The sequence below is a fragment of the Lapidilactobacillus achengensis genome (assembly GCF_003946655.1).
Taxonomy (GTDB): domain Bacteria; phylum Bacillota; class Bacilli; order Lactobacillales; family Lactobacillaceae; genus Lapidilactobacillus; species Lapidilactobacillus achengensis.
The window spans coordinates 200,793-221,930 of sequence record NZ_RHOV01000002.1; the positions used below are offsets into that span (position 1 = coordinate 200,793).

The 21,138-nt window shown below is 49.8% G+C and carries 16 protein-coding genes; 4 read left to right on the forward strand and 12 right to left on the reverse strand.

The genetic code is table 11. The features are described from left to right. Positions 1–43 precede the first annotated feature (43 nt). The 6 genes from EKM94_RS02410 to EKM94_RS02430 all read right to left on the reverse strand — a co-directional run bounded on the left by EKM94_RS02410 (position 44) and on the right by EKM94_RS02430 (position 5,464). Positions 44–1,534 carry a nicotinate phosphoribosyltransferase gene (locus tag EKM94_RS02410; protein ID WP_125596902.1) on the reverse strand — a complete coding sequence of 497 codons (1,491 nt, stop codon included), beginning with the start codon at positions 1,532–1,534 and terminating at the stop codon, positions 44–46. A 61-nt stretch (positions 1,535–1,595) separates the two neighbouring features. After that, positions 1,596–2,066: a hypothetical protein gene (locus tag EKM94_RS02415; protein ID WP_164511066.1), complete on the reverse strand. Its 471-nt coding sequence runs from the start codon at positions 2,064–2,066 to the stop codon at positions 1,596–1,598. Positions 2,067–2,177: 111 nt separating this feature from the next. Next, positions 2,178–2,315: a hypothetical protein gene (locus tag EKM94_RS12285; RefSeq protein WP_164511067.1), complete on the reverse strand. Its 138-nt coding sequence runs from the start codon at positions 2,313–2,315 to the stop codon at positions 2,178–2,180. Between the two features lie 151 nt (positions 2,316–2,466). Next, positions 2,467–3,192, reverse strand: a complete 726-nt coding sequence (locus tag EKM94_RS02420) for a WecB/TagA/CpsF family glycosyltransferase (RefSeq protein ID WP_125596908.1) — start codon at positions 3,190–3,192, stop codon at positions 2,467–2,469. 25 nt (positions 3,193–3,217) lie between these two features. Then, complete coding sequence (locus EKM94_RS02425) at positions 3,218–4,660, reverse strand: oligosaccharide flippase family protein (RefSeq protein WP_125596911.1); 1,443 nt, start codon at positions 4,658–4,660, stop codon at positions 3,218–3,220. Between the two features lie 18 nt (positions 4,661–4,678). Then, positions 4,679–5,464, reverse strand: coding sequence for a LicD family protein (locus tag EKM94_RS02430; protein ID WP_125596914.1), 786 nt, complete (start codon positions 5,462–5,464; stop codon positions 4,679–4,681). 220 nt (positions 5,465–5,684) lie between these two features. Here EKM94_RS02430 and EKM94_RS02435 point away from each other — a divergent pair, with 220 nt between their 5' ends. From EKM94_RS02435 to EKM94_RS02445, 3 genes are all read left to right on the forward strand, one after another. Next, positions 5,685–7,262, forward strand: coding sequence for an O-antigen ligase family protein (locus EKM94_RS02435; RefSeq protein ID WP_164511068.1), 1,578 nt, complete (start codon positions 5,685–5,687; stop codon positions 7,260–7,262). Next, positions 7,249–8,211, forward strand: coding sequence for a glycosyltransferase (locus EKM94_RS02440; RefSeq protein ID WP_125596920.1), 963 nt, complete (start codon positions 7,249–7,251; stop codon positions 8,209–8,211). Before EKM94_RS02435 ends, EKM94_RS02440 begins: the two co-directional genes overlap by 14 nt. 77 nt (positions 8,212–8,288) lie before the next feature. Beyond that, a complete protein-coding gene (locus EKM94_RS02445; RefSeq protein WP_125596923.1) occupies positions 8,289–9,410 on the forward strand; it encodes a glycosyltransferase family 4 protein in 1,122 nt (373 codons plus the stop codon). A 402-nt stretch (positions 9,411–9,812) separates the two neighbouring features. On the opposite strand, the gene EKM94_RS02450 is transcribed toward EKM94_RS02445, so the two are convergent. Further along, positions 9,813–10,055 carry a hypothetical protein gene (locus EKM94_RS02450; RefSeq protein WP_125596926.1) on the reverse strand — a complete coding sequence of 81 codons (243 nt, stop codon included), beginning with the start codon at positions 10,053–10,055 and terminating at the stop codon, positions 9,813–9,815. 445 nt (positions 10,056–10,500) lie between these two features. Here EKM94_RS02450 and EKM94_RS02455 point away from each other — a divergent pair, with 445 nt between their 5' ends. Then, complete coding sequence (locus tag EKM94_RS02455; protein WP_125596929.1) at positions 10,501–10,743, forward strand: hypothetical protein; 243 nt, start codon at positions 10,501–10,503, stop codon at positions 10,741–10,743. A 21-nt stretch (positions 10,744–10,764) separates the two neighbouring features. Here the strand turns inward: EKM94_RS02455 and EKM94_RS02460 are convergent, their stop codons facing one another. The 5 genes from EKM94_RS02460 to EKM94_RS02480 all read right to left on the reverse strand — a co-directional run bounded on the left by EKM94_RS02460 (position 10,765) and on the right by EKM94_RS02480 (position 21,102). Then, positions 10,765–13,593, reverse strand: coding sequence for a GW dipeptide domain-containing protein (locus EKM94_RS02460; protein ID WP_164511069.1), 2,829 nt, complete (start codon positions 13,591–13,593; stop codon positions 10,765–10,767). A gap of 382 nt (positions 13,594–13,975) precedes the next feature. Then, entirely contained in the window at positions 13,976–14,677 is a 702-nt protein-coding gene (locus EKM94_RS02465; protein ID WP_125596934.1) for a GntR family transcriptional regulator, read from the reverse strand. An 18-nt stretch (positions 14,678–14,695) separates the two neighbouring features. Next, entirely contained in the window at positions 14,696–15,838 is a 1,143-nt protein-coding gene (gene nagA / locus EKM94_RS02470; RefSeq protein ID WP_125596937.1) for an N-acetylglucosamine-6-phosphate deacetylase, read from the reverse strand. A gap of 339 nt (positions 15,839–16,177) precedes the next feature. Next, positions 16,178–18,928: an LTA synthase family protein gene (locus EKM94_RS02475; RefSeq protein ID WP_164511070.1), complete on the reverse strand. Its 2,751-nt coding sequence runs from the start codon at positions 18,926–18,928 to the stop codon at positions 16,178–16,180. A 284-nt stretch (positions 18,929–19,212) separates the two neighbouring features. Then, a complete protein-coding gene (locus EKM94_RS02480; protein ID WP_125596943.1) occupies positions 19,213–21,102 on the reverse strand; it encodes an ABC transporter permease in 1,890 nt (629 codons plus the stop codon). Positions 21,103–21,138: the final 36 nt, after the last annotated feature.

The window sequence follows — 21,138 nt, forward strand, 5'->3', positions numbered from 1 at the left end:
CGGCGAACGAAATCTCCGGATCTGACTCGGCCAAACGACTGGCTTACAGATGCTTCTGGTCACCTTGCGGATTCAAATTCTTGACCATTTGCCGCATCCGTTCGATGTGGTTCATTTTATGATCGTAAAGCTTCTGGGATAAGTCGACTGGATATTCCTGCGGGTTCAGATCCCGCTTATATTCTTCCCACAAGGAATCCAGGTTCTTGCCCGTCCGCGCCTTGATTGTCTCCAAGCTAGGCAGATCGTAAACCAAATGACCGTCCACGAAAATATCTTTCAAAATCGGCACCGCGTCAAAATCGGCGATCGTTTTGTTGATGTAGGTATATTTCGGATGGAACATGAATAATTCTTCATGAGCCAATGGACTTTCATCCCACAACGTAATGTAGTCACCCTCGGACTTGTCGTGCTTTTGCCGGTTCGTGATCCGCCAAACCTGCTTCTTGCCTGGAGTGCTGACCTTCTCGGCGTTGCTGGACAACTTGATCGTATCGACCATTTTGCCTTGCGTATCCTCGATGGAAACCAACTTGTAAACCGCGCCTAACGCTGGCTGATCAAAAGCGGTGATCACTTTGGTCCCCACGCCCCAAACGTCGATCTTGGCCCCTTGCATTTTCAAGTTCTGAATGGTTTTCTCATCTAAGTCGTTGGAGGCGTAAATCTTCGCCGCGGTGAAACCGGCCGCGTCCAATTGTTGGCGCACCCGCTTGGAAATATAAGCCATATCCCCCGAATCGATCCGTACGCCTAAAAAGTTGATTTGATCGCCCATTTCTTTCGCGACCCGAATCGCGCTGGGGACACCGGATTTCAAGGTGTCGTAAGTATCCACCAGAAAGACGCAATCATGATGCGTTTCAGCGTAAGTTTTGAAAGCTTGATAATCGTTTTGATAGACCTGAACCAATGAATGCGCGTGCGTTCCGCTGATCGGGATCCCGAAAATTTTCCCGGCGCGAACATTGCTGGTCGCGTCAAAACCACCGATATAGGCCGCCCGCGTGCCCCACAAGGCCGCATCCAATTCTTGCGCCCGCCGCGTCCCAAATTCCATCACCGGATCGCCATTGGCCGCCGACTTGACTCGGGCCGCTTTAGTCGCGACCAAAATCTGGAAGTTGATGATGTTCAACAACGCGGTTTCCACCAATTGGCACTGATCCAAAGGTCCTTCCACCTGAATCACCGGTTCTTCATTGAAAACCAAATCGCCTTCCTGAGCGGAGCGAATCGTGCATTCAAACTTCATGTCTTTCAAATATGCCAAGTATTCTTCAGGAAAATTCGTTTGCTCACGCAAATAGTCCAAGTCCGTTTCTGAAAAACGGAAGCCTTGTAAGTAGCGAACCATGCGCTCTAGTCCAGCGAAAATCGCGTAACCATTTTCAAACGGAATTTTGCGGAAATAGCCTTCGAAGACGGCGTGGCGCTTGTGGATGCCCTTCTTCCAATATGAATACATCATGTTGATTTCGTAGAAATCGGTATGGAGCATTAAGCTATCATCAGGATATGTTTTTTGCATTTCTGCACCTCGAAAATTGTTTATGGGTCTAATGATACCACATTTAAGTACAAATGGACTTTTAATCACTTTCCGCAGTTGCTTGGCCCGGCGTTTTAATCCTGACCGCGGCTTGCGCTACACGGCACTGGCCAGATGAAAGTATGTTGGCCGCAGCTTGCGCTGCGAAATTCGGGGTGAGCTCGCTGTGGGCGTCACTTTGAGCTTCGCAAAGTGCGCGAATCTCAAAGCTGAGCCTTATTCTAAGCGGCAAAGCCGCTAAGAATAACGACACGGCGATCTCACCCCGAATTTCTCCGCTCCAGCCGCTTAACGTTTTAACAGCCGTTTGAGCACTCACGCCATCTGGCAAGCTATCGCCAGTTGATGTGGAACCACGCAATTGACGACCGTGGTTAGTGGTTGCCAGTTTTGAATTGGTGACACCAGGACAGTCTACCTGATGAACAGCGGCAAGGTCTTGATGAATCAGCCGAATCGGTCGGTTTTCAACCAAGGATTGTCTAGTAAGTAGATAAAGACGTCCAACCAAAGCAAAATATCCCAACCTCCTAATCCAAATCCGTTGGCATTGCTGTACCACCTCAAAAACGGCGATTGGTTGACCTCTGGCTCGCAAAAGTACTTCGTCGAATCCTTAGCTTCAATTGCAGATAAGCTCGATTCTGTTCAGCAACCGGCTGGGACTGCGCGGCTCAGTGGTGAAATTGTCCTTGGCGGCTTTGCCGCTTAGGACAAGGCTCGATTTGAAGACAATTCCCGCTTTTGGAATTGGCTTCAAACGATGCCCACCACGTTCCAGTCCGCAACAGCAGTCCCAGCCGGTTGCGCTTACGCGCAACACCCACCCACACCTGCAATCAAATACAGGTTCAAAAATAGGAACCAATCATTTCCAAGCAATTCAAACCGATGCCCAGCAACCAACAAAATCAGCGCTGCTCACGGGCAACCCGTTTGACGACGCGCAAGAACTTCGGCAAGACCAGCATCCGGCGCCAGCGCGAAGGTTCTTTCAATAAACGGTAGAACCATTCCAAATGTAAATTTTGCATCCACTGAGGCGCTCGCTTGCTCTTGCCGGAGAAGACATCAAAGCTCCCTCCAATGCCCATCAAATAGGCAGCTGGTAAACTTTGCTTCAATTCAACGAGAAATCGTTCTTGTTTTTTGGCACCGAGGCCGGCGAAGACCATTTGTGGTGCGGCGGCGATAATGTCGGCTTGAACGGCGGCAGTGTCGGTGAAGTAACCATTGCGGCACCCAACCAGCTCAATGTTGGGGAAATCAGCTCGCAAACGCTTTTGGGCTTGTTGGATCACGTCTGCCTGCGCGCCAATCAAATAGACACGGTAATGTTGCTGGTTAGCTAACGTTAGCAGGGCCATAAATAAATCAAACCCCGTGACCCGTTCTTTCAACGGTGTTCCCAGGATCTGGGCGCCTTTGACCACACCGATCCCGTCGGCGGTAATGAAGTCAGCCTGCGCTAAATAGCCTTGAAACTCAGCATCGTCGCGCGCGGCCATGACAATTTCCGGGTTGGCTGTCACCACGAAAGTTCCTTGTTGCTGGGCCAGACGTTGGGCAAAGAGCGCCATAAATTCAGTTTGGGTATAGTTATCAAATCCAACCCCTAAGACATCGACTTTTGTCACTTTTTCATCCTCCATTTACACTGAATCAACGCGCGCGCCGCTTCGCCACGAACTGTTGGACGCGGCCAGTCAGGTCTTTGATCATCTGATCTTTCAAAACGATCAACAGAATCAGATAAATAAGACTGCCCATGATCGTTTGTAACACCAAGTTAACAAATAGCGAGCCCCAATTGATCGGCACGAGCAGACCCAGCGCCAGCGTCACCCCGGCCGCCAACAAGGGGCGCCATTGGTTTTGGAAAACTTGACGCAAAGGGAGCTCCCGCCGAATCAGCCAGATGCGCAAGAAACAGACCAAGCCCTCGGTGGCCACGATTGTCAGCGCCCCACCGATTGCTTTTAGATTGGGGACCAACAGGAGATTCAGCGTCACGGAGAAAATCGCGCCGGCATAATAAGGAATCGAGAACTCGCGATAAAGTCCGCGGGACAAGGTGTACTGGTTGGCGTAAACACCGCCGTAACTGACGAGGACAATGATCAGGCTGGTGATCAACATCACGGGGCCCATAGGTTCGTACTTACTTCCCCAATACCAAACAACGAATTTATTGGCATTGATCATAAACATGATGGTGAAATACAAGCTGATGACCAGGGTATAATCCAGTACCGTTTTCAGCAGCTTGACGACCTGTTGTTGACCGTTCTTCTGGAGTAACATTTGCGCCATCTTGGGCATCAGAATCGTGCTGATCGAGCCGACCATGGTGATGATCGCCCGGGAAAGCTGTTGCGACTGGGAATAGAAGGCCAGCTGAGTGCTGCTAGTCAACCACTTCATAATCGTTTGATCGAAACTAACGTAAAATTGGACCGCGATCGACGGCAAGACAATCTTCAGCGCATCGAAAAAGTACTGGCGTTGGAAGCCGAAATCGACTTTGGTCAACTTGCGGCCCAATTGCTTGCGCATGCCAAACCAGAAGACGATATTGGCCAAATAAGTGATGGAATTGATCAACAAGTATTTCCATAGATCATCTGTGCTATGAACAAAAATAAAAATGCTGGCGAAAATCGCTAATTTAATGATCGAATTTCGGGTGACCACGGTTTTGATTTGACCTAAACCGATGTAAAACCAAGAAATATCCAGCACATAGCCAATCAGAAAGGGGATTTCCAGCAAAAAGAAGAACTTATAATCTAAGAAAAAGAACACGGCAACCAAGTAAACCAGGATAGTGGCTAACCCCACCATCAATTGGATTTGCCACAACCGGGCAAACCGTTGCGGTAAGTCCTTCTCTTCGGTCTGGGCGATCACTTTGGCGCCATATTGGTTCATCCCAAACAGAATGATCACACTGAGGAATACCGGAATCGAATTGACGTATGCGTTGATCCCCAAGGATTTCTGACTCAGGGTCCGCGCCAAATACGGCACGGAGAACAGCGGTAGCACTAAGATCAGCAGCTGGTACAACCCGTTATAAACAATGTTAACAAAAGTTTTGCGCACGTTTGATTCCTCCTGTGCCTATGATTGAATGTGCTTAGGTTGGCGCGCGGAGGCTGGCGGTGGCGTCATGTAATCCCCGTACATCCGCGTGAGGATCGCGTCGTAGCCTTGGGCAATCGGAAAGTCTTCCTGTTCAAAAACAGCCGGCACCGCCGCCGCAACCTCATCGCGGCGATACATCTCCCGATCCCACGCGTAGGGACTGCCAAAGTTATAAAATAAATAACCGTGACGCAACCCGGCAAACTTCGCGATATCGTGGCAATAACGCGCCGCTAATTGTGTTGGCGTGTGCCGGGCAGCCTGGCGCACAGACCAGCGGCGGAACGGTCCCAAGTGATTGCCAGTCGCCGAATCACCGCGAGCAATGTCTAACGCAACTTGATCCAAGCGGACTTGCAACTGATGGACCCGCCGCAGCGGTTTCCAAGCAAACGTCTTATCCAGCGGGAAAATGTCGATAAAAGCGCCGCGCAAGCCGGTCCCAGCGTCCACGAGATCTGCTAAGGGGCCGCGCTGATCCAACATCTTATAGGTAGGAAAGTAATAGTTAGGTTCTTGACCTGGAATGACCAAATGATAGGGCTGTGCCAAGGGCGACGCCGCGAACGCTGCGACAAAGGCGGGGATCTGTTCCCGTTTGATGCCCACATCGATATCATCATCCCACGGGATCATCCCTTGATGCCGCACCGCCCCAATCGCCGAACCTCCGATCAAGAAAAACGGGATTTTCGCCGCCTCGAGTATTTCCTTTAAATCATGACACATGGCGATCAACGCTTGGTGATTATCTGGTTCCATCTGTTTCCCCTTGCCTTCGATTTAACGAATCATTATATTGCGGATGTTATTTTGATATACTATACTTAGAACTGATTGTTGGTTGCCGGTACTATTATGGGCAACCATGTACCTACTATTTTAGCATAACTTGAACGTAACTAAATAGGGCAAGATACAATCAAAATAACGGGCAAGACCGCTTGGGTCCTTTCCTTAATTAGCGTTGGAGGTTCCACGTTTGGATTCGAAATTTAAAACATATTTAAAGAAAAGTATCTTACTCTTTGTCATCTTACAGCCATTTCTAGATATTTTCTGGCTCTATCAACCACCGATCGCCGATTTCTTAGGGATGTCCCCGGCGACGATCATTCGTTTGTTGTTCATCGCCGCGATCGGGATCTTATATTTGATTGCCAGTTCGAACAAGAAGACCAATCTCTTTTTGGCTGGTTACGGCGTTTTACTGATTGTTTACTTCGTCTTTCATCAAATGAACGCTAGTAAATTCACGTCCTACTCGCCCACCAATTTCTCTTATTCCACGATGGGCGAGCTCTTCTATCTTGTCCGGATGGTCATTCCTATTTTCTTGATCATCGTGACCGAACAAACCACTTTCTCCAACCCCCAAATCGAACGGGTTGTCGACTGGCTGGTCGGTTTGGTGGCCGGCTCGATCGTGGTGACCAACTTGCTGGTCATCAGTTTGGGTTCTTACCTGCATCAATGGGGCAAAGGAAATCTGATCCAACAATACGCCCACCAACGGATCACCGGGAATATTTTCATGTGGTTTGTGCCCAATCAAAGCGCGGGCACTTACTATGGCCTAGCTTCGAAAGGCTTCTTTAATCATGCCAATACAACTGGGGTAGTTCTGGCCATGTTGACGCCGCTGATCTGCTACTACTTGGTCAAGAAACTGAACGCCAAGAACATTATTTTGGTGACCATCCAGATCTTGGCCTGTTTCGAGATTGGCACAAAAGTCGCAGCTTATGGCGCTTTAGCCACGGTTTTCATCTATCTGGGCTTGTATTTATTCTTCGCGCTGGCCAAACACGAATTGAGCTTCAATTGGAAAGTCCTCATGGTCTTGGGCATCTTCTTAGTGGGCAGCCTAGGCCTGCGCCAATTTGCGCCAGGAGTCAACCGCCAATTCTCCGAAGAAGAAGTGGTCGAGCAACGCAAGGAACAGAAGAAAGAGAAGAAAATCAACTGGAAGAAAGAACTGAAGCGCTTAGAAACCGCCTCGAAGAAAGAAAAAGTTGCCTTTATCACCAAGCACAAAGATAGTTTGGCGGTCACTTCAGACTTTGTTTTCAAATACTATCCGGTCAAAAATGATCCGGATTTCTGGTTGGATGTTTTCAGTTGGCCGATCAGTCAACAGATGAACTATCGGCTGTTGCACAAGTCGATCTGGGCGCATGTCAGTGCCATCAACAATAATCCTAAGGACAAGTGGCTGGGCTTTGGTTATACCCGTTTGAGCAACCTGGGGCTGATCGAGACCGATTTCGTCTCCCATTTCTATTCATTGGGTATCTTGGGAATGTTGCTTCTGGTTGTCCCATACGTTGGCTGTCTCCTTTACGCGATCATTTACATGCTGTTCCACTTCAAGCGCACCGTCACCTTGTTCAATACCAGTCTGGTCTTGAGCATCGCCCTGTGCCTTGGTGCCTCGCTTGTTTCAGGGTATGTGATGGATTATTTGACCGCCACGATTATTCTATCCTTCTTGGTGGGGTTACTCTTCAATCGCATCAAGCGCCCCAAGCCAAAGGTGATCAACTATGCCACAAATTAGCGTTGTCATGGCTGTTTACAATGAACAGCCCCGCGAATTACAAGCGGCTCTTGATTCGATTCGCCAACAAACTTTCGCAGATTTCGAACTGATCGTGATTCTGGATAATCCGACCAACACGACCTTGAAACAGCTGCTGGTGACCACGCAACAAGCAGAACCGCGGCTTCGTTTATTGATCAACCCTCATAATTTAGGGCTGGCGCCGAGCCTGCAAAGAGGCTGCGCACAGGCACAAGGGACTTGGATCGCGCGCATGGACGCCGATGACATTGCCCTGCCCGACCGTTTGGCGACCCAGCTTCAGGCGATCCAAGCCCAGGACTTGGATGTGCTCTCGGGAAACGCCGCGTTGATCGATGAAACAGATCAAGTAATCGGTCAACACGCCCCGATCCCCGCAACTGCGGCGCAACAAGCGCAACTTCTGCCCTTGGCCTCAACCTTGATCCACCCAGCGGTCCTGATGAAACGAGCCAGTTATCTTGCGGTGGGGGGCTACCAGAATATTCCCACTTCGGAAGATTACGAATTGTGGTTGCGTTTCTTAAGCCACGGCTATCGCCTGGGGGCTTTGAATCAGAACGTGCTCCACTATCGGATTCGTCCCAATAGCATGACTCAAGGAGATTTCTACAAAATTTTCCTAACCAGTCAGTTTCTCCGGCAACGCTATCGCCGGGATCCCCGGCAGTTCCAACAACCGTTCGATCGGGCTGCCTTAGATGCCTATTATCAAGCGCACCATTTGGACGACCAGCAGCTCAAGGACCGCTTCCGCCAACGGACGCAACGATTGAGCCAGACACTGCAACGTTTACCTCGCGCCAATCCGGTGCACTTGAGTCAAGTGGCTTGGTATTATCTAACCGACTCGGAGATCCGCCAATATGCGCAACACTCCTTGCGCGTCAAGAAAATGGTCAAATCCTTTGGCCCCCTGACCTGATTTTAATGAGAATCAAGAATTGTTGAGACCGATCAAGCTTGATCGGTCTTATTTTTTAGAAAAGAGGTTGTTTTGTCATGACAACGAAACCAAAGATTCTGTTTGTCAACGCCGGTCTAGAAGATGGCGGTGGTTTGACCCATATCATTCTCCTGCTGACCAAACTACGGTCGCTGGGCTACCAAGCAGACCTGCTGGTTTTCAGTGACGGTCCGGTGGCGGCAGCAGCCCGCCAAGCCAACATTCCCGTTCAGTCCTTGGCCAGCACCGGGCGTGTCGATCTACACTTGAAAAATCGCCTGTACCAGGCAATCCAGCAGGGTGGCTACACCATCGTTCATACCCATGGCCCGCGAGCGAATTTGTACGCCTCACTACTGGCCAAGCGACTTAAGCGTGCGCAGATCACTTGGACGATCACGGTTCACAGCGACCCTTATCTGGATTTCATGAATCGCGGTCTTGCCGGCAAATTGTTCACCACGCTGAACCTACACGCCTTGAAAAAGGCCCCAGGCATCTTCGCCGTTTCTGATCGGTTCACTCAGATCATTCATGATCGCGTCGGCGTTCCCACCACGCGGATCCAAACCATTTACAATGGTCTGGATTTCCGGCCGACCACTGCTTTCGCGCCCCAACCCCATCAAACCTTCAATTTGATCGACGTGGCCCGACTAACCCCGGTCAAGGACCATGCCCTCTTGTTGAACGCGTTTAAGGCGGCCCAGTTGGAGAACGCCCATCTCTATGTGGTTGGTGATGGTGAATTGCGCGCCACGATCACGCAACAAGTCCAGGACCTGGGATTGAGCCAGCAAGTGACCTTGACCGGTTTTTACGACCATCAAGAACTGGATCACCTATACCAGCGCATGGATCTTGCTGTGCTCTCCTCTCAATCAGAAAGTTTTCCCTTGGTCATTTTGGAGGCAGCCGAGCATTGTTTGCCCGTGCTAACCACCGCCGTTGGTGATGTTACCAAAATGGTCACCCCCGAACAAACTGGTTGGATCGTGCCGGTGGGTGATGTGGCGGCGTTCAGCGCCAAATTGCAACTAGCGGCGCAGAAATTTGCTGACGGTGAGCTGGCGGCGATGGGGGCGGCAATGCGGCGAGATGCCAGTGCGCATTTTTCCCTCGATCGGCAAGCTCAGCAGGTTCTTCAGGGTTATCATAATTTCCAGCAACACGTCTGAGCGGCACTCGCCAGATAACAGTAGATTGGCCGCGGCTTGCGCTGCGAAATTCGGGGTGAGCTCGCTGTGGGCGCTGTTTTGAGCCAATCCGCAAAGTGCGCGGCTTGTCTCAAAATCAGGCCTTGGTCTAAGTGGCAGAGCCACTAAGACCAATTTCACGGCGATCTCACCCCGAATTTCTCCGCTCCAGCCGCTCTGATAAGCTATCGTCAATTGATGGGGAACCACGCAGTTGACGGCTGTGGTTAGTGGTCACAATCCTTGAATTGGCGACACCAGCGCAGTCTGTCTGATGAACTGGGTCAAGTTCTGGATGGATCAGCCGAATCAGTTGGTTTCCATCCATGAATTATGACGAAAACACGCAGAGATGTTCGACCTACACAAAATGGTCCCGACCTTCTAATCCAAATCCGTTGGTATTGCCGTACCACCCAACAAAAGTAGGATGGCCGCGGCTTGCGCTGCAAAATTCGGGGTGAGCTCGCTGTGGGCGCTGTTTTGAGCCAATCCGCAAAGTGCGCGGCTTGTCTCAAAATCAGGCCTTGGTCTAAGTGGCAGAGCCACTAAGACCAATTTCACGGCGATCTCACCCCGAATTTCTCCGCTCCAGCCGCTATTGTCAATTGATTGGGAACCACGCAATTGACGGCCGTGGTTAGTGGTTACCAGCTTTAAGTTGGTGACACCAGTACAGCCGGTCTGATGAACTGGGGCAAGTTCTCAGTGAAGCAACTGAATCGGTCGGTTTTCAACCAAAGATTGTTGAGTGAGCAGGTAAAGATGTTCAACCAAAGCAAACTGTACCAACCTACTGATCCGCATCCGTTGACATTGTCGTACCACCACAAAAGGGCGATTGGTTGACCGCTCGCTTGCAAAAGCACTTCGTCAGATTCATCGACTCGATTGCAGATAGGCTCAATTCTGCCTAGCAACCGGCTGGGACTGCGCGGCTCTATCCAGAGTGAGAGCCGACCTGGTCAGCTTCTGAGCATTAGCCTAGCAACTATTTTGGAGGCCGGTTTGTGCCTCCGGAATAGTTGCGTAGCTAAGCGGAAGAAGCTAGGTCGGCGAACACGTTTCAGTGGTGAAATTGTCCTTGGCGGCTTTGCCGCTTAGGACAAGGCTCGATTTTGAGACAAGCCGCCGGTCTTGCGGATTGGCTCAAAACGATGCCCACCACGTTCCAGTCCGCAACAGCAGTCCCAGCCGGTTGCGCTTACGCGCCACACCCAACCACACCTGCAATCAAGCAAAAAACAAAAAACAGGAACTACTCGTTCTTGGTCGATACAAAAAAGCAGCTAGCCTGAATGGTAATCCACGTTAGCTGCTTTTTGCATGACCCGAACTAGAATTTGTCCAGTACGGTTAAATCGTAAGTTCTGATTGTATCTTGAACACTGGTAACATACTTGGAAGCAGTTGCCCACTTGGTCAACCCTTCGGCTGCCGCAATCCCATCAGCGGCATTGATCCGGAAAGTGCCAGTATAGTATGAACTGTTGGCGATTTTCTCACCATAGTCTGCAACTGATTCGCTTAAGCTGTTGTACTTGCGGAAGTTCGCGGTGGTATCAGTCATCTCACCATCGACTTCTTCTTGCGTCTTCGCGTTGAAAATCGCGCCGGTCCAATTCTTGTCAGCCTTGATGCCAAAGTAGTTATTGGCCTTTTGTGCCAAGACGCTGGTGCCCCAGCCTGTTTCGATGGCGGCTTGGGCCACGATCACAGATGGATACAACCCACGTTTAGCGGCGACGGTAATGGCTTCATTACTGACCTGCGCCAGGAATGAACGTTGTGCCGCGGAAAGTTTGCTGACGTCCATCCCCGCGTAATTGTTCTCTGCGGAAACATGGGCAGCGATAAAGTTCCGGGCATTGGCGTAGAACCAGTACTTGCCATCAAGTGAGTAATGGTACCATGTTTCCCCATTAGCCAAGGTCAACTGTTGGTTCACAGTGGCCATCTTGTTGTTGTATGAGGATAAGGCGGAATTCTTATGGTTACCAGCAACGCCGGCCGGTTTGTAGTCATAAGCGTAATCGCCACTGACTGCGGTGATCTGCATGGTCAACCGGACGTTCTTCGAATCAGAGATCGAAGTGCCCGTGAAACCAGTTGCTAAGGCATAGAACCAGTACTTGTTATTGACCGAATAGTGATACCAAACCTCACCATTGGATAATTCGACGACTTGGTTGATTTTAGCAGTTTTACCATTGAATGCCTTTAAGTTAGAATTCTTCCGCGCTTTAGCGGTACCGCCTGGTGCATTGTCATAAATGACCTCGCCATTATCGGCTTGAATCGACTTCGATAAGTTCGCTGAGGTAGTCGATTTGATCGTTGGCAACGTCTTAAAGTTCTCGGCCTTAGCAAAGAAGTAATACTTCTTATCTAGGGAATAGCGGACCCAAGCTTCACCATTGGATAGTGTGATTTCTTGGTCAACGTATGCAGTCTTCCCATTGAAGTGGCTCAACGCAGCATTGCGACGATACTTGGCTGTCCCAGCAGGGCCGAAATCGTAAGCGTAAGCCGAGTTGATTGCCTGAATCGTGAGGGCAACTGGTGTGCCAAGCTTCTTCGTGGTGCTTGTTAGAACAACATCGCTGAAACTACGAGAATTCCCATAGAACCAGTATTTGCCATTCACAGAGTAATGGTACCAAACTTCACCATTGGATAACGTCAGTTTCTGGTCGATGGTCGCACTCTTGCCTTCAAAAGCAGTCAGGGCCGCGTTCTTATGCGCTTTGGCAACACCCGCTGGCGCATAATCGTAGGCATTATCACCGGAAACAGCTTTGATCCGCATCGTCGCGCTGAATTTATCGGTCTTTTTGATGGTGACATTGGCCGTTGCAGGCTTGTCATCGCTGTCAGCATCCTTGACCCCGGCAAAATCGGTGCTCTTCGCATAGAACCAATACTTGCCATTGGTTGAATAATGGTACCAAACATCGCCATTATCCAAGGTCAACGCCTGGTCGATTTGAACAGACTTGCCATCATAGCCTTGCAGCTTACTATTGTAGCGGCTGCCAGTCGTGTTGGCCGGTCCAATATCATAAATACCGGAGGCAGCACTAGTTGTGGCAACTGTCCCGGTTTGGCTAACGCTCTTCGTCGAAACAATATTTCGAACAAGGGTATCATCATTCTTGAACCCGCTAGCCAGCGCGTAGAAGAAATTCGTGCCATCGGTCGAATAACGATACCAGATCCTACCATCTTTGGCAATCAGCCGTTGATCGATCGTAACGGTTTTGCCATTGTAGCTGGACAGTCGGGAATTGTAGCGCGACTTGTAGGTACCATTAGGACCGTAATCATAGACATACTCATTGTTCTGGGCATTGATCGTCCCCGTGGTTTCATACTTCTCTTGTTGTGCAAAATCGTAGCCATAGTAATATTCAACTAACGCCAAAAAGTCAGGCATGCTGTAGCCCCAACGCGATAAATATTCGTCAGGGTCACTATGGTTCGTCCCGCCAAGCATATTGGTTACATCACCATGTCCCCAAATTGTCCCACTATTACCACTGACCCGGGCTAATGATGGTTTCAAGCCATATTGATGTAGTAAATATGCGGTGTACCAAGCAGAATAGCTGGTGGTCTTGATGAAGTCAGCTTCATTGTTGGCTGTCACCATTTCAAATTGGGCAAAGCGCGCATTGCCGACCCCACCAGCACCCCAGCAAAGATAATCTGTCGGCGCAATGTTCAAAATCATGCTGGAGTCAATAAAGGTGTGCACGAACACATAGTTGGTATCGATCATGCTCACCATATAGTCAGCTTCGCGCCGAGCACTAAAGTTATTTTCATTGGCGGTCCAATGAACCACGACCCCGTTAGGTTTCCCTGTTGACGTTGAATAATCATTCTTAGGGAAAACTGAATGCGACTCGATCGTGATCTTCGGCATGGTGTAATTGCCGTTGATGATCACATTATTCATCGCCCGCCCCGTTGACGTTTGCGTTGTTGGCAAGTCTTTGGCGGTTTTCGTCAACACGCCGGAACTCAACGCGTTGCTATTTAATGCAACGACACCACTACCCGAATTAGTGCTTGTTGCGGCCGTGGATTGTCCCGTCGGTAACATTTGGACTGCCAAAAGCGCAGCAAATCCAGTCAGATAAATCGTCCAATTCTTCTTCAAAAGCGAATTCCTCCACATAGTAATCATTACATTCATTCAGTATAACATGGATCTGTCACTGATTAAATTTCTTTTTGATAACATCTTTGCTAGTTTATTCACTAGCCATATCACGACTAGAGCCCGGATTGGTGTAGGTGAAAGCCGCCCCGCTGACAGGGCAAATGAACCGTCAAGACGTTGGCGAAACAGCTCTCATTTTATGCAACAAATTGATGATGGGGGCAAACCTGACAACTGACCGCAAAAAAAAGCTTGACGCGCAGTCGAAACTGGCAATCAAGCTTGATTTATTTAAGCACACTTGTGACGGGACACCAGTGGCGGAACCGGCGCTGATTTATATCTGTCAACCCTTAGACCAACATGGCGCCGGTCAAGGTCAGCGTTCCAAGAAGAATTCGAAGCGCTGACCAGCATATTGAGTACGTACATATTCGAAGGGCCGCCCATCGCTTAAATAAGTGATCTGACGCAGGCGCAAGATTGCGTCGCCCCGCTTCAGGTTCAGATAATCGGCGATGCTTTCCGAAGCCAAGGTCGCCGTAATCGTTTGTTTTGCTTGGCCAATCACGTAGCCGCCCTTTTGTTCCATGGTCGCGTAGAAGGACTCAGTGACCTCTGCCCGACTAAAATTCTTCACCATGTCGGCGGGGATCGTCGCAACCTCGAAACAGATCGGCAAACTGTCAGCTAACCGGATCCGCTCCATCCGGACGACCTTGTCATTCTCACCCAAGCTAAGCCGTTCCTGTTCACTCAAAGATGGGCTGACCGTGCGGTAGGAAATCGTTTGGCTGGAGGGAAACTTGCCTTGGGACCGCATCAGCTCCGTGAAACTGGTGGTCCCGGACATTTTCTCTTGGACCTTTTGCCGGGCGACAAAAGTACCCGCGCCCACGCGACGTTCCAAGATGCCCTCTTCAACCAGCGTTTGTAAAGCTTGGCGCAAAGTCATCCGACTAACTTGAAATTGAACGGATAACGCCCGCTCTGAAGGGATCCGGTCGCCAACTTTCCAAATCCCCGACTCGATATCTCTTTTTAATTGGTTGTGAATCTTAATATAGACTGGAGAATCCACTGAGGCCACCTCGATCTTCTATTCAGGATGATATTCAGTGCCGTAACTGTAAGTTGCTTGCAAGTCTAGATTTTGATCGAGGAGGTTCAAGTCAGCGTCGCGACCTGCTGCCAACAAGCCTTTAGAATCCAAGTGGAATTCCTCGGCTTGATTGACACTACTCATCAAAACAGCTTCATACATGGAGCAACCGGTAAAGCGTTGAATATTCTTGAATGCGTCAATAAACTGCAAAACAGAACCAGCCAAGGTGCCGTCAGCCAAACGTGCTTGCTTGTCTTTAACGAAAACCTTCTGGCCACCTAATTCGCTTTCACCTTCTGGCATGCCTTTGGAACGCATGGAGTCGGTGACTAGTTCGATCCGTTCAGGACCTTTTTGATCGAAAGCTAAGCGAATCATGTCCGGAACAATGTGGAACCCATCGCAAATCAATTCTGCGCGCATGTTATCTTCCAGCATCGCGTGTCCAGTCACCCCTGGTTGGCGATGTTTGAATTCCCGTTGCGCGTTGTACAAATGCGTCACGTGGGTCGCTTTGCTATTCAGCAATTGTTCCCGGGTCGCGTTACTATGACCAACTGATGGCACGATGCCATTAGCCAAGCAGTAATCTTCAAAGGCCGCCGCGCCCTCATCTTCTGGCGCGTAAGTGATCAATTTGACCAACCCGCCAGACAGTTCGTTCCATTCGCCTAACAATTCAGTGTTTGGATCTTTGATATATTGTTCTGGTTGCGCGCCTTTGTAAATCGCGGAAATAAACGGACCTTCCAAATGCACACCCTGAATGATCGGGTTCTTCGCCGCCGCCGCTTTGACACCGCGCATAGCGTGAGCGATATTATCATTGGATTGGGTCATGGTGGTCGCGAACAAAGTGGTGACCCCTTCATTGCGCATCATTTTCGTAGCCATGGTGTCGATTTGTTCAGGATCACCATCCATCGCGTCGTATCCGTAGCCGCCATGGGCATGAACGTCAATGAATCCCGGCACGATCGTCAAACCTTGAACATTCTTGACCTCATCGCCGGCTTGCGCCACATATTCGTAAACGGGACCGACTGCTAAGATCTGTTGATCGAAGCGAATGTAGCCATCATCGATGACTTGATCCCCTGTATAGATTTTTGCATGCTTTAAGACTTTTGCACCCATAAAGACATCTCCTTATTATTCTATCCATCCTTCAGTATAGGTGGTATAGACCAAAAAAGCAACCGTCTTCACCCTTTTTCTTACCTAACTTCTTGGGAAAAACAATCGCCCAACAATGAAAAGTCAAGAGAGAATCTCAGGGAAAACAGTTGCTCGCTGATGCCGATTTAAGGATGGAATCTTGGTACTGATCAAGCGATGCGGGTCAGTTGCGGCTTATTTCGCTACTTGATAAAATTGCTTCTTGTGTTTCAGCGTGTATTGCTTGCCAGCAGTAATATCGTATTGGATCAGTTGGTAATCATGGAGGAGCGCCTTTTGCTGCTTGGATAATTCGGCCTAGGTCAATTCCTTCTTCGTCGTCATAAACTTGCCCCGTTCGCCAGCTGGCAGCTCTTGCCAAACCTGCGTTAACATCGCGTTATACGGCGAAACTTTACTCTTCGTTTGCGCCAAGACCATCGGCGTGAAATTGACCGGACTGACCACGGCACTGGGGCTGACCTGCTTGCGCGTGAAATTACTGTAGATGAAATAATCGGAATTGTACATCGTCCGCTTATAACTACTAGGCAGCTGGTAACTGCTTTGGTAATCGTAAACGCTGGGGTTATGATCCCCATAAAAGACCACGGTGATTTTCCGGTCCATTTTGGAAATGGTCTTGATGAAATCTGCGGTGGCGTCATCCGTGAAGGAAAGGCCCTGAACATAGGTTTCCAGCGCTTTGTTGGCGGATTTCTTCAGCTTGCTCGTCGTGGTGTACGTGTTCTTATACTTGCTATCATAAGGCATATGATTTTGCATTGTGGATAACTGGATGAAGGTGGATTCCGGCGCCGTCTTCAAGTGCTTGAGCGTCTCCGCGTAGGCCGAAGCGTCAGAAATGTATTCGGAATCCTGGATCTTCTTCCGATAGGTCAGCCGATCGGTGGTACTTTCAGTGTTATAAAATTGGTCAAACCCTAGATCAGCAAAGGCCCGGGTCCGACTGTAAATATAAGGGGTGTAAGGGTGGATCGCGATCTTCTTCTCGAAGTCATTGAGCACCGAAGGGATGTAGGTCATCTTGGGCACGAGATAAACGTAAGGCACCGTCAAACTAGGGGCGAAATTATTCATGGACAAGCTGGTCAAGGCCTCAAACTCAATGTCAGCCGTGCCGCCGCCATAACCAAAGCTGTTGATCACCCCGCTGGCATTCTTCGCCATCAACCGCTGGATCTTCGGGATCGGATCGCGGTCGATCTCCACCGTCGGCATCCGTTCGGGATCGGCGAAGGTCTCACTGAGCACATAGATCACGGTTTGATCCTTCAGCTCATTTTTGCGCTGCTGATTCAATTGGTCTGCCTGCTTCTGATACTTGGTCAACAACTGATCGATGGCTTTCTCGGAGTAGCCTTCAGGTTCATCCATGACCTTGATCCGCGACATGCCTAAGAAGCTGAACGCCTCACCGTTGAAAAGGAAATAGGATAACGGCCGTTGCGGTGAGTTATGGTAGCCCAACGTGTCCAAGATTGTCTTGGCGGGACTGTCCTGGGCATGATAACTAAAGAAGTTGCCGTACTCTTGCGGTAAATAAACCGTGGCCGCACTCAAACCTAGGACTAAAACGCTGCTAACGATCCGCGCCGGTAATTTGAAGAGCCGTTGCTTCTTAAAGTACCGAATCAAAAAGACCAACAGCACCACAGACAGCGCGATCGCGACCACCGCCAGAACCAGGATCCGACGGTCGACCATTTTCATCAGGGCCGGTAGATTGGTCAAGTTGACCATTTCAATCGGCAGGATCGGTTCCTTGCGATCGAGGATCTTCAAGAAGTTAGCCAGTGTGAATGTCCCAAAGACTAAGGCGTACACCGCCAAGGGCACCAATGGTCGGTTGATCAGCATCTGCAAGATCAAGAAGAAACCGAACAGTAGCACCCAATTCAACAGGATGATCAATGGTCGCTCACCGGCGCTGTACATCAGGTTGAAGGAACTCTTATCGATCCCCACATAATTCGAGAGGGTCATCAGCCCATTCAAGAGCCCGGCCATGAAGGCCCCCGCGGCCAGATTGACCCGCCGCGACTGCCACCCGCGAGCATGCCAACCTTGACTGACCTGCTCCACAAGAAATTGCACCAAGCCCCCGGCCAACAGGATAACGACCGCATAACCAGCCAGATTGCCCAGCAAATTGGCCCCCCCTGCTTTGCCCGAGATCGGCCAATGGAAGGTGATGATATTTTGCAATAAGCCCAAATAATTGGTGGCAATGATCAACCCGCTTAGCCGCAATAAGCCCCGCAAGTCACAGGTCAGCTCGCCCCGTTCCATGATCAAGACCAGCCAAGCCAGCAAAACCATAATCAACGGTTGTGCGACAACATCGAGACTGCCATAAGCCAATTGGAACCGATTGACCCCGGTCAACAACAGCACCGCCGTGAACAGTCCGGTCCCCAACGTCAAATAGGCCAGTAGCCGATCGGGATGTGCTTGGCGCTTGAGCCAATCATAGAAGATTGCTGCATAAATAACCACAACCAACCAGCTTTGCCCCCAAGGCTGGTTGGCCCAACCGATAAAATAATTGCCGTAAGTGGCCAGCATCACGAAGATTCCGCCACCAATGACCAACCCTGTTTCGTTGGCCAAGCTCAAACGGTGCAAACCACGGAAGAGCGTTGGTCCTAAGGCAAATAGCACCAGTAAAGCGAAGATGATCGGCAAACTATTATGAATAAATGGCAGATAATTAGCAAACAGCTTTTTCGACGGTACCGGTAAGAAGTTCATCCCAAAGGTCGCGGCGGTGATCAAGCCGAAATAGAGATAACTTGAACTTAGAAAGGCCGCACCATGTTGCCCCCGTTTTTCCGCCGATCGCCGCAAGAAACTCAAGGTCAGAAAAACCAACCCATAGAGAAATAGCGGCTGAAAACTGTGTAGCACCAGCATAATCAGATTGCGCAATGAGAAGGTCCCTAAATATTCCCAACTGCGAAAGCGCTGCGCTTGTCCCAGCGCATAAAAGAAAGCGGCCACCAACCAGACTGATTTATTCTTAAGAAACGACTTGATTGCACTCATCATCCCGACTCCATCTATCCAAAATCAATTTTAATTAGAATCTCATTTAACTAAAGAGCAAGTATATCATAAAATTAGGCCTTTTTGCGGGGAAAGTGTCTTTTTCCACAAGTTCATCTGCGATTGATATCTAGTCCTTCGCATAAAATCACACGCAAATGCCCGAAAAATGACGGCATGAAAAAACAGGAGCCCAAGTCAATGACTTGAGATCCTGTACTCTGATTTGAAGGCGCACCCTTAACGGGGTCCGCACAATTGGGTGGACATTGGCCTGATCAGCATTAATAAGTTGATGCTTGAGCCTTGATCAACCGCAGGCCAGTGGCGGTCACGCGGAACAAACCAACGTTCACCTTTTGGCCATAGACCTCAGCCACTAATTTACTGAAGTCTGCGTGTGCTTTCGGCACGGCGATGTAATCATACTGTTGGATCATCGCCTTGAAGCCGGCGGGATCCATGGGGAATTTCTGTTTATTGACAACTTGATCAGTAAAATAATAATACCGCCCGACATAACCGGCATAATAATTGACCACCACCCAAGGATCTGGATAAATGAGCAGGAAATTATCCTTGGTCAGTTTAGTCCGAGGTCGTGAGATCTTCGTTAACTGCACGGGGATCGTGTTCTGACCGGTTGTCTTGATGTGATCAAGCTCATTGACCTCAGCCAGCATCATCATGACCGACAAAGCCAACAAACTAAAGCTCAGCGGTTTATAAGCCCGCGCAGCGATTCCCGAATTGATCGGCCGGGACCGTCGCCGCAGCGGCGAAGACGGTTCCCGGTCGTTGTCCCGGTTTTCCCGGTCGTGGATCACATCATCGATGACCGCGGCGAGGCCCATTGCGGCCACGAAGAGACTCAACACCACGGCACTGGCCAAATAACGGGCCAGGCCAGCCAGGTTAAGCGCCTCGATCGGTGGCATGGAAACGAGATACATACCCAACACACTCAGCGCGTACAAGAAGTAGCCGAGATCGATCACGATCAATAATTTGAGTAAGGGATTCCGATGTTTCCCCAGGTAGCGAACCAAGATCCAAGCCAGCAAGAGACTGACACTGACCAGGATCATCCCCCTGGCGGCCAAAGTAGTCGGATCGGCCAAGACATGGAAAAACTTCGCGGCGATCTTGTTCAAAGTCCCATCATTTTCACGATGCAGCCGCTGGAGATAGGCTTGAAAATCAATTTGATGTTTGGTGGAACTGGTGAAAGTCAGCTTCACATGACGCTGCCACCACAGAAATGGCAACACCCCGGAAACAACCGCCGCGCTAAACGCCAACAAATCTAGCAGATGCCGCTGACCACCTTGGCCATGCAAACGTTTAAGATTGAGATACAGCCCATAACCAACTAAGACGACCACGAAAAAAGTACCTGAGTTTTTGATCAGCAACAAGTTGGCGCTAAACAAGGCCAAGATCACCCATTGCCAGCGCGGTTGATCCCGATGGGCATATAAATCGGCCAGTCCAGCTGCCGTCACGATCGGCAAAACATAATCCACCAGCAAATTGTTGAACCGGATCGTGGTATTGAACACATTGGCCAACGAAATCGCAAAACAGAGAACCATGGTCGTCAACGCCCGCGAGCGGTCACGCAAGACCGCAAATAAGGCGTATGACGCACTCCAGATCATGCTGAACTGCGCCACTAAAATCACGCCATCGTGATAGCCGATCAGCGTGGCCCATTCCGTCATCCATAAAGCGGTCGCCGGCGGATATGAGGTGAACGCAATGATTTTATCAGTCGCGCCAGGTAAATGCCCCGTGTAAGTCAGGAACTTGGCGATCAAGGCCCAGTGCGAATAATTATCATAATGAAGCACAGGACTGTGCAACAAAATAACCGCAATCACGACGCCGAAGACGACCATCCACAAGTCAAACAAATGAACATCTTTCGAAAAGAGCTTAATCTTGTGTAGCAAGGCCAACGGAAGTAAGACTACCGTCGCCAAAACCCCCAAGCCCACCACCAGATAAATGCCCAAACGCAAATGATCCAGCATGGCAAAGATGTAAATCGTCACCACTTGCGCCAACAGCGCCACGATCCATGATGCATAGAAATCAACGCCGCCCAAGCGGAACAGCCATTGATAACCGACCCAAGCCCCTAGGATCGCCACCAGTCCTAACCAATTCAACACGCTCACCTCATCTTCTTCTTGATGCCTATCAGT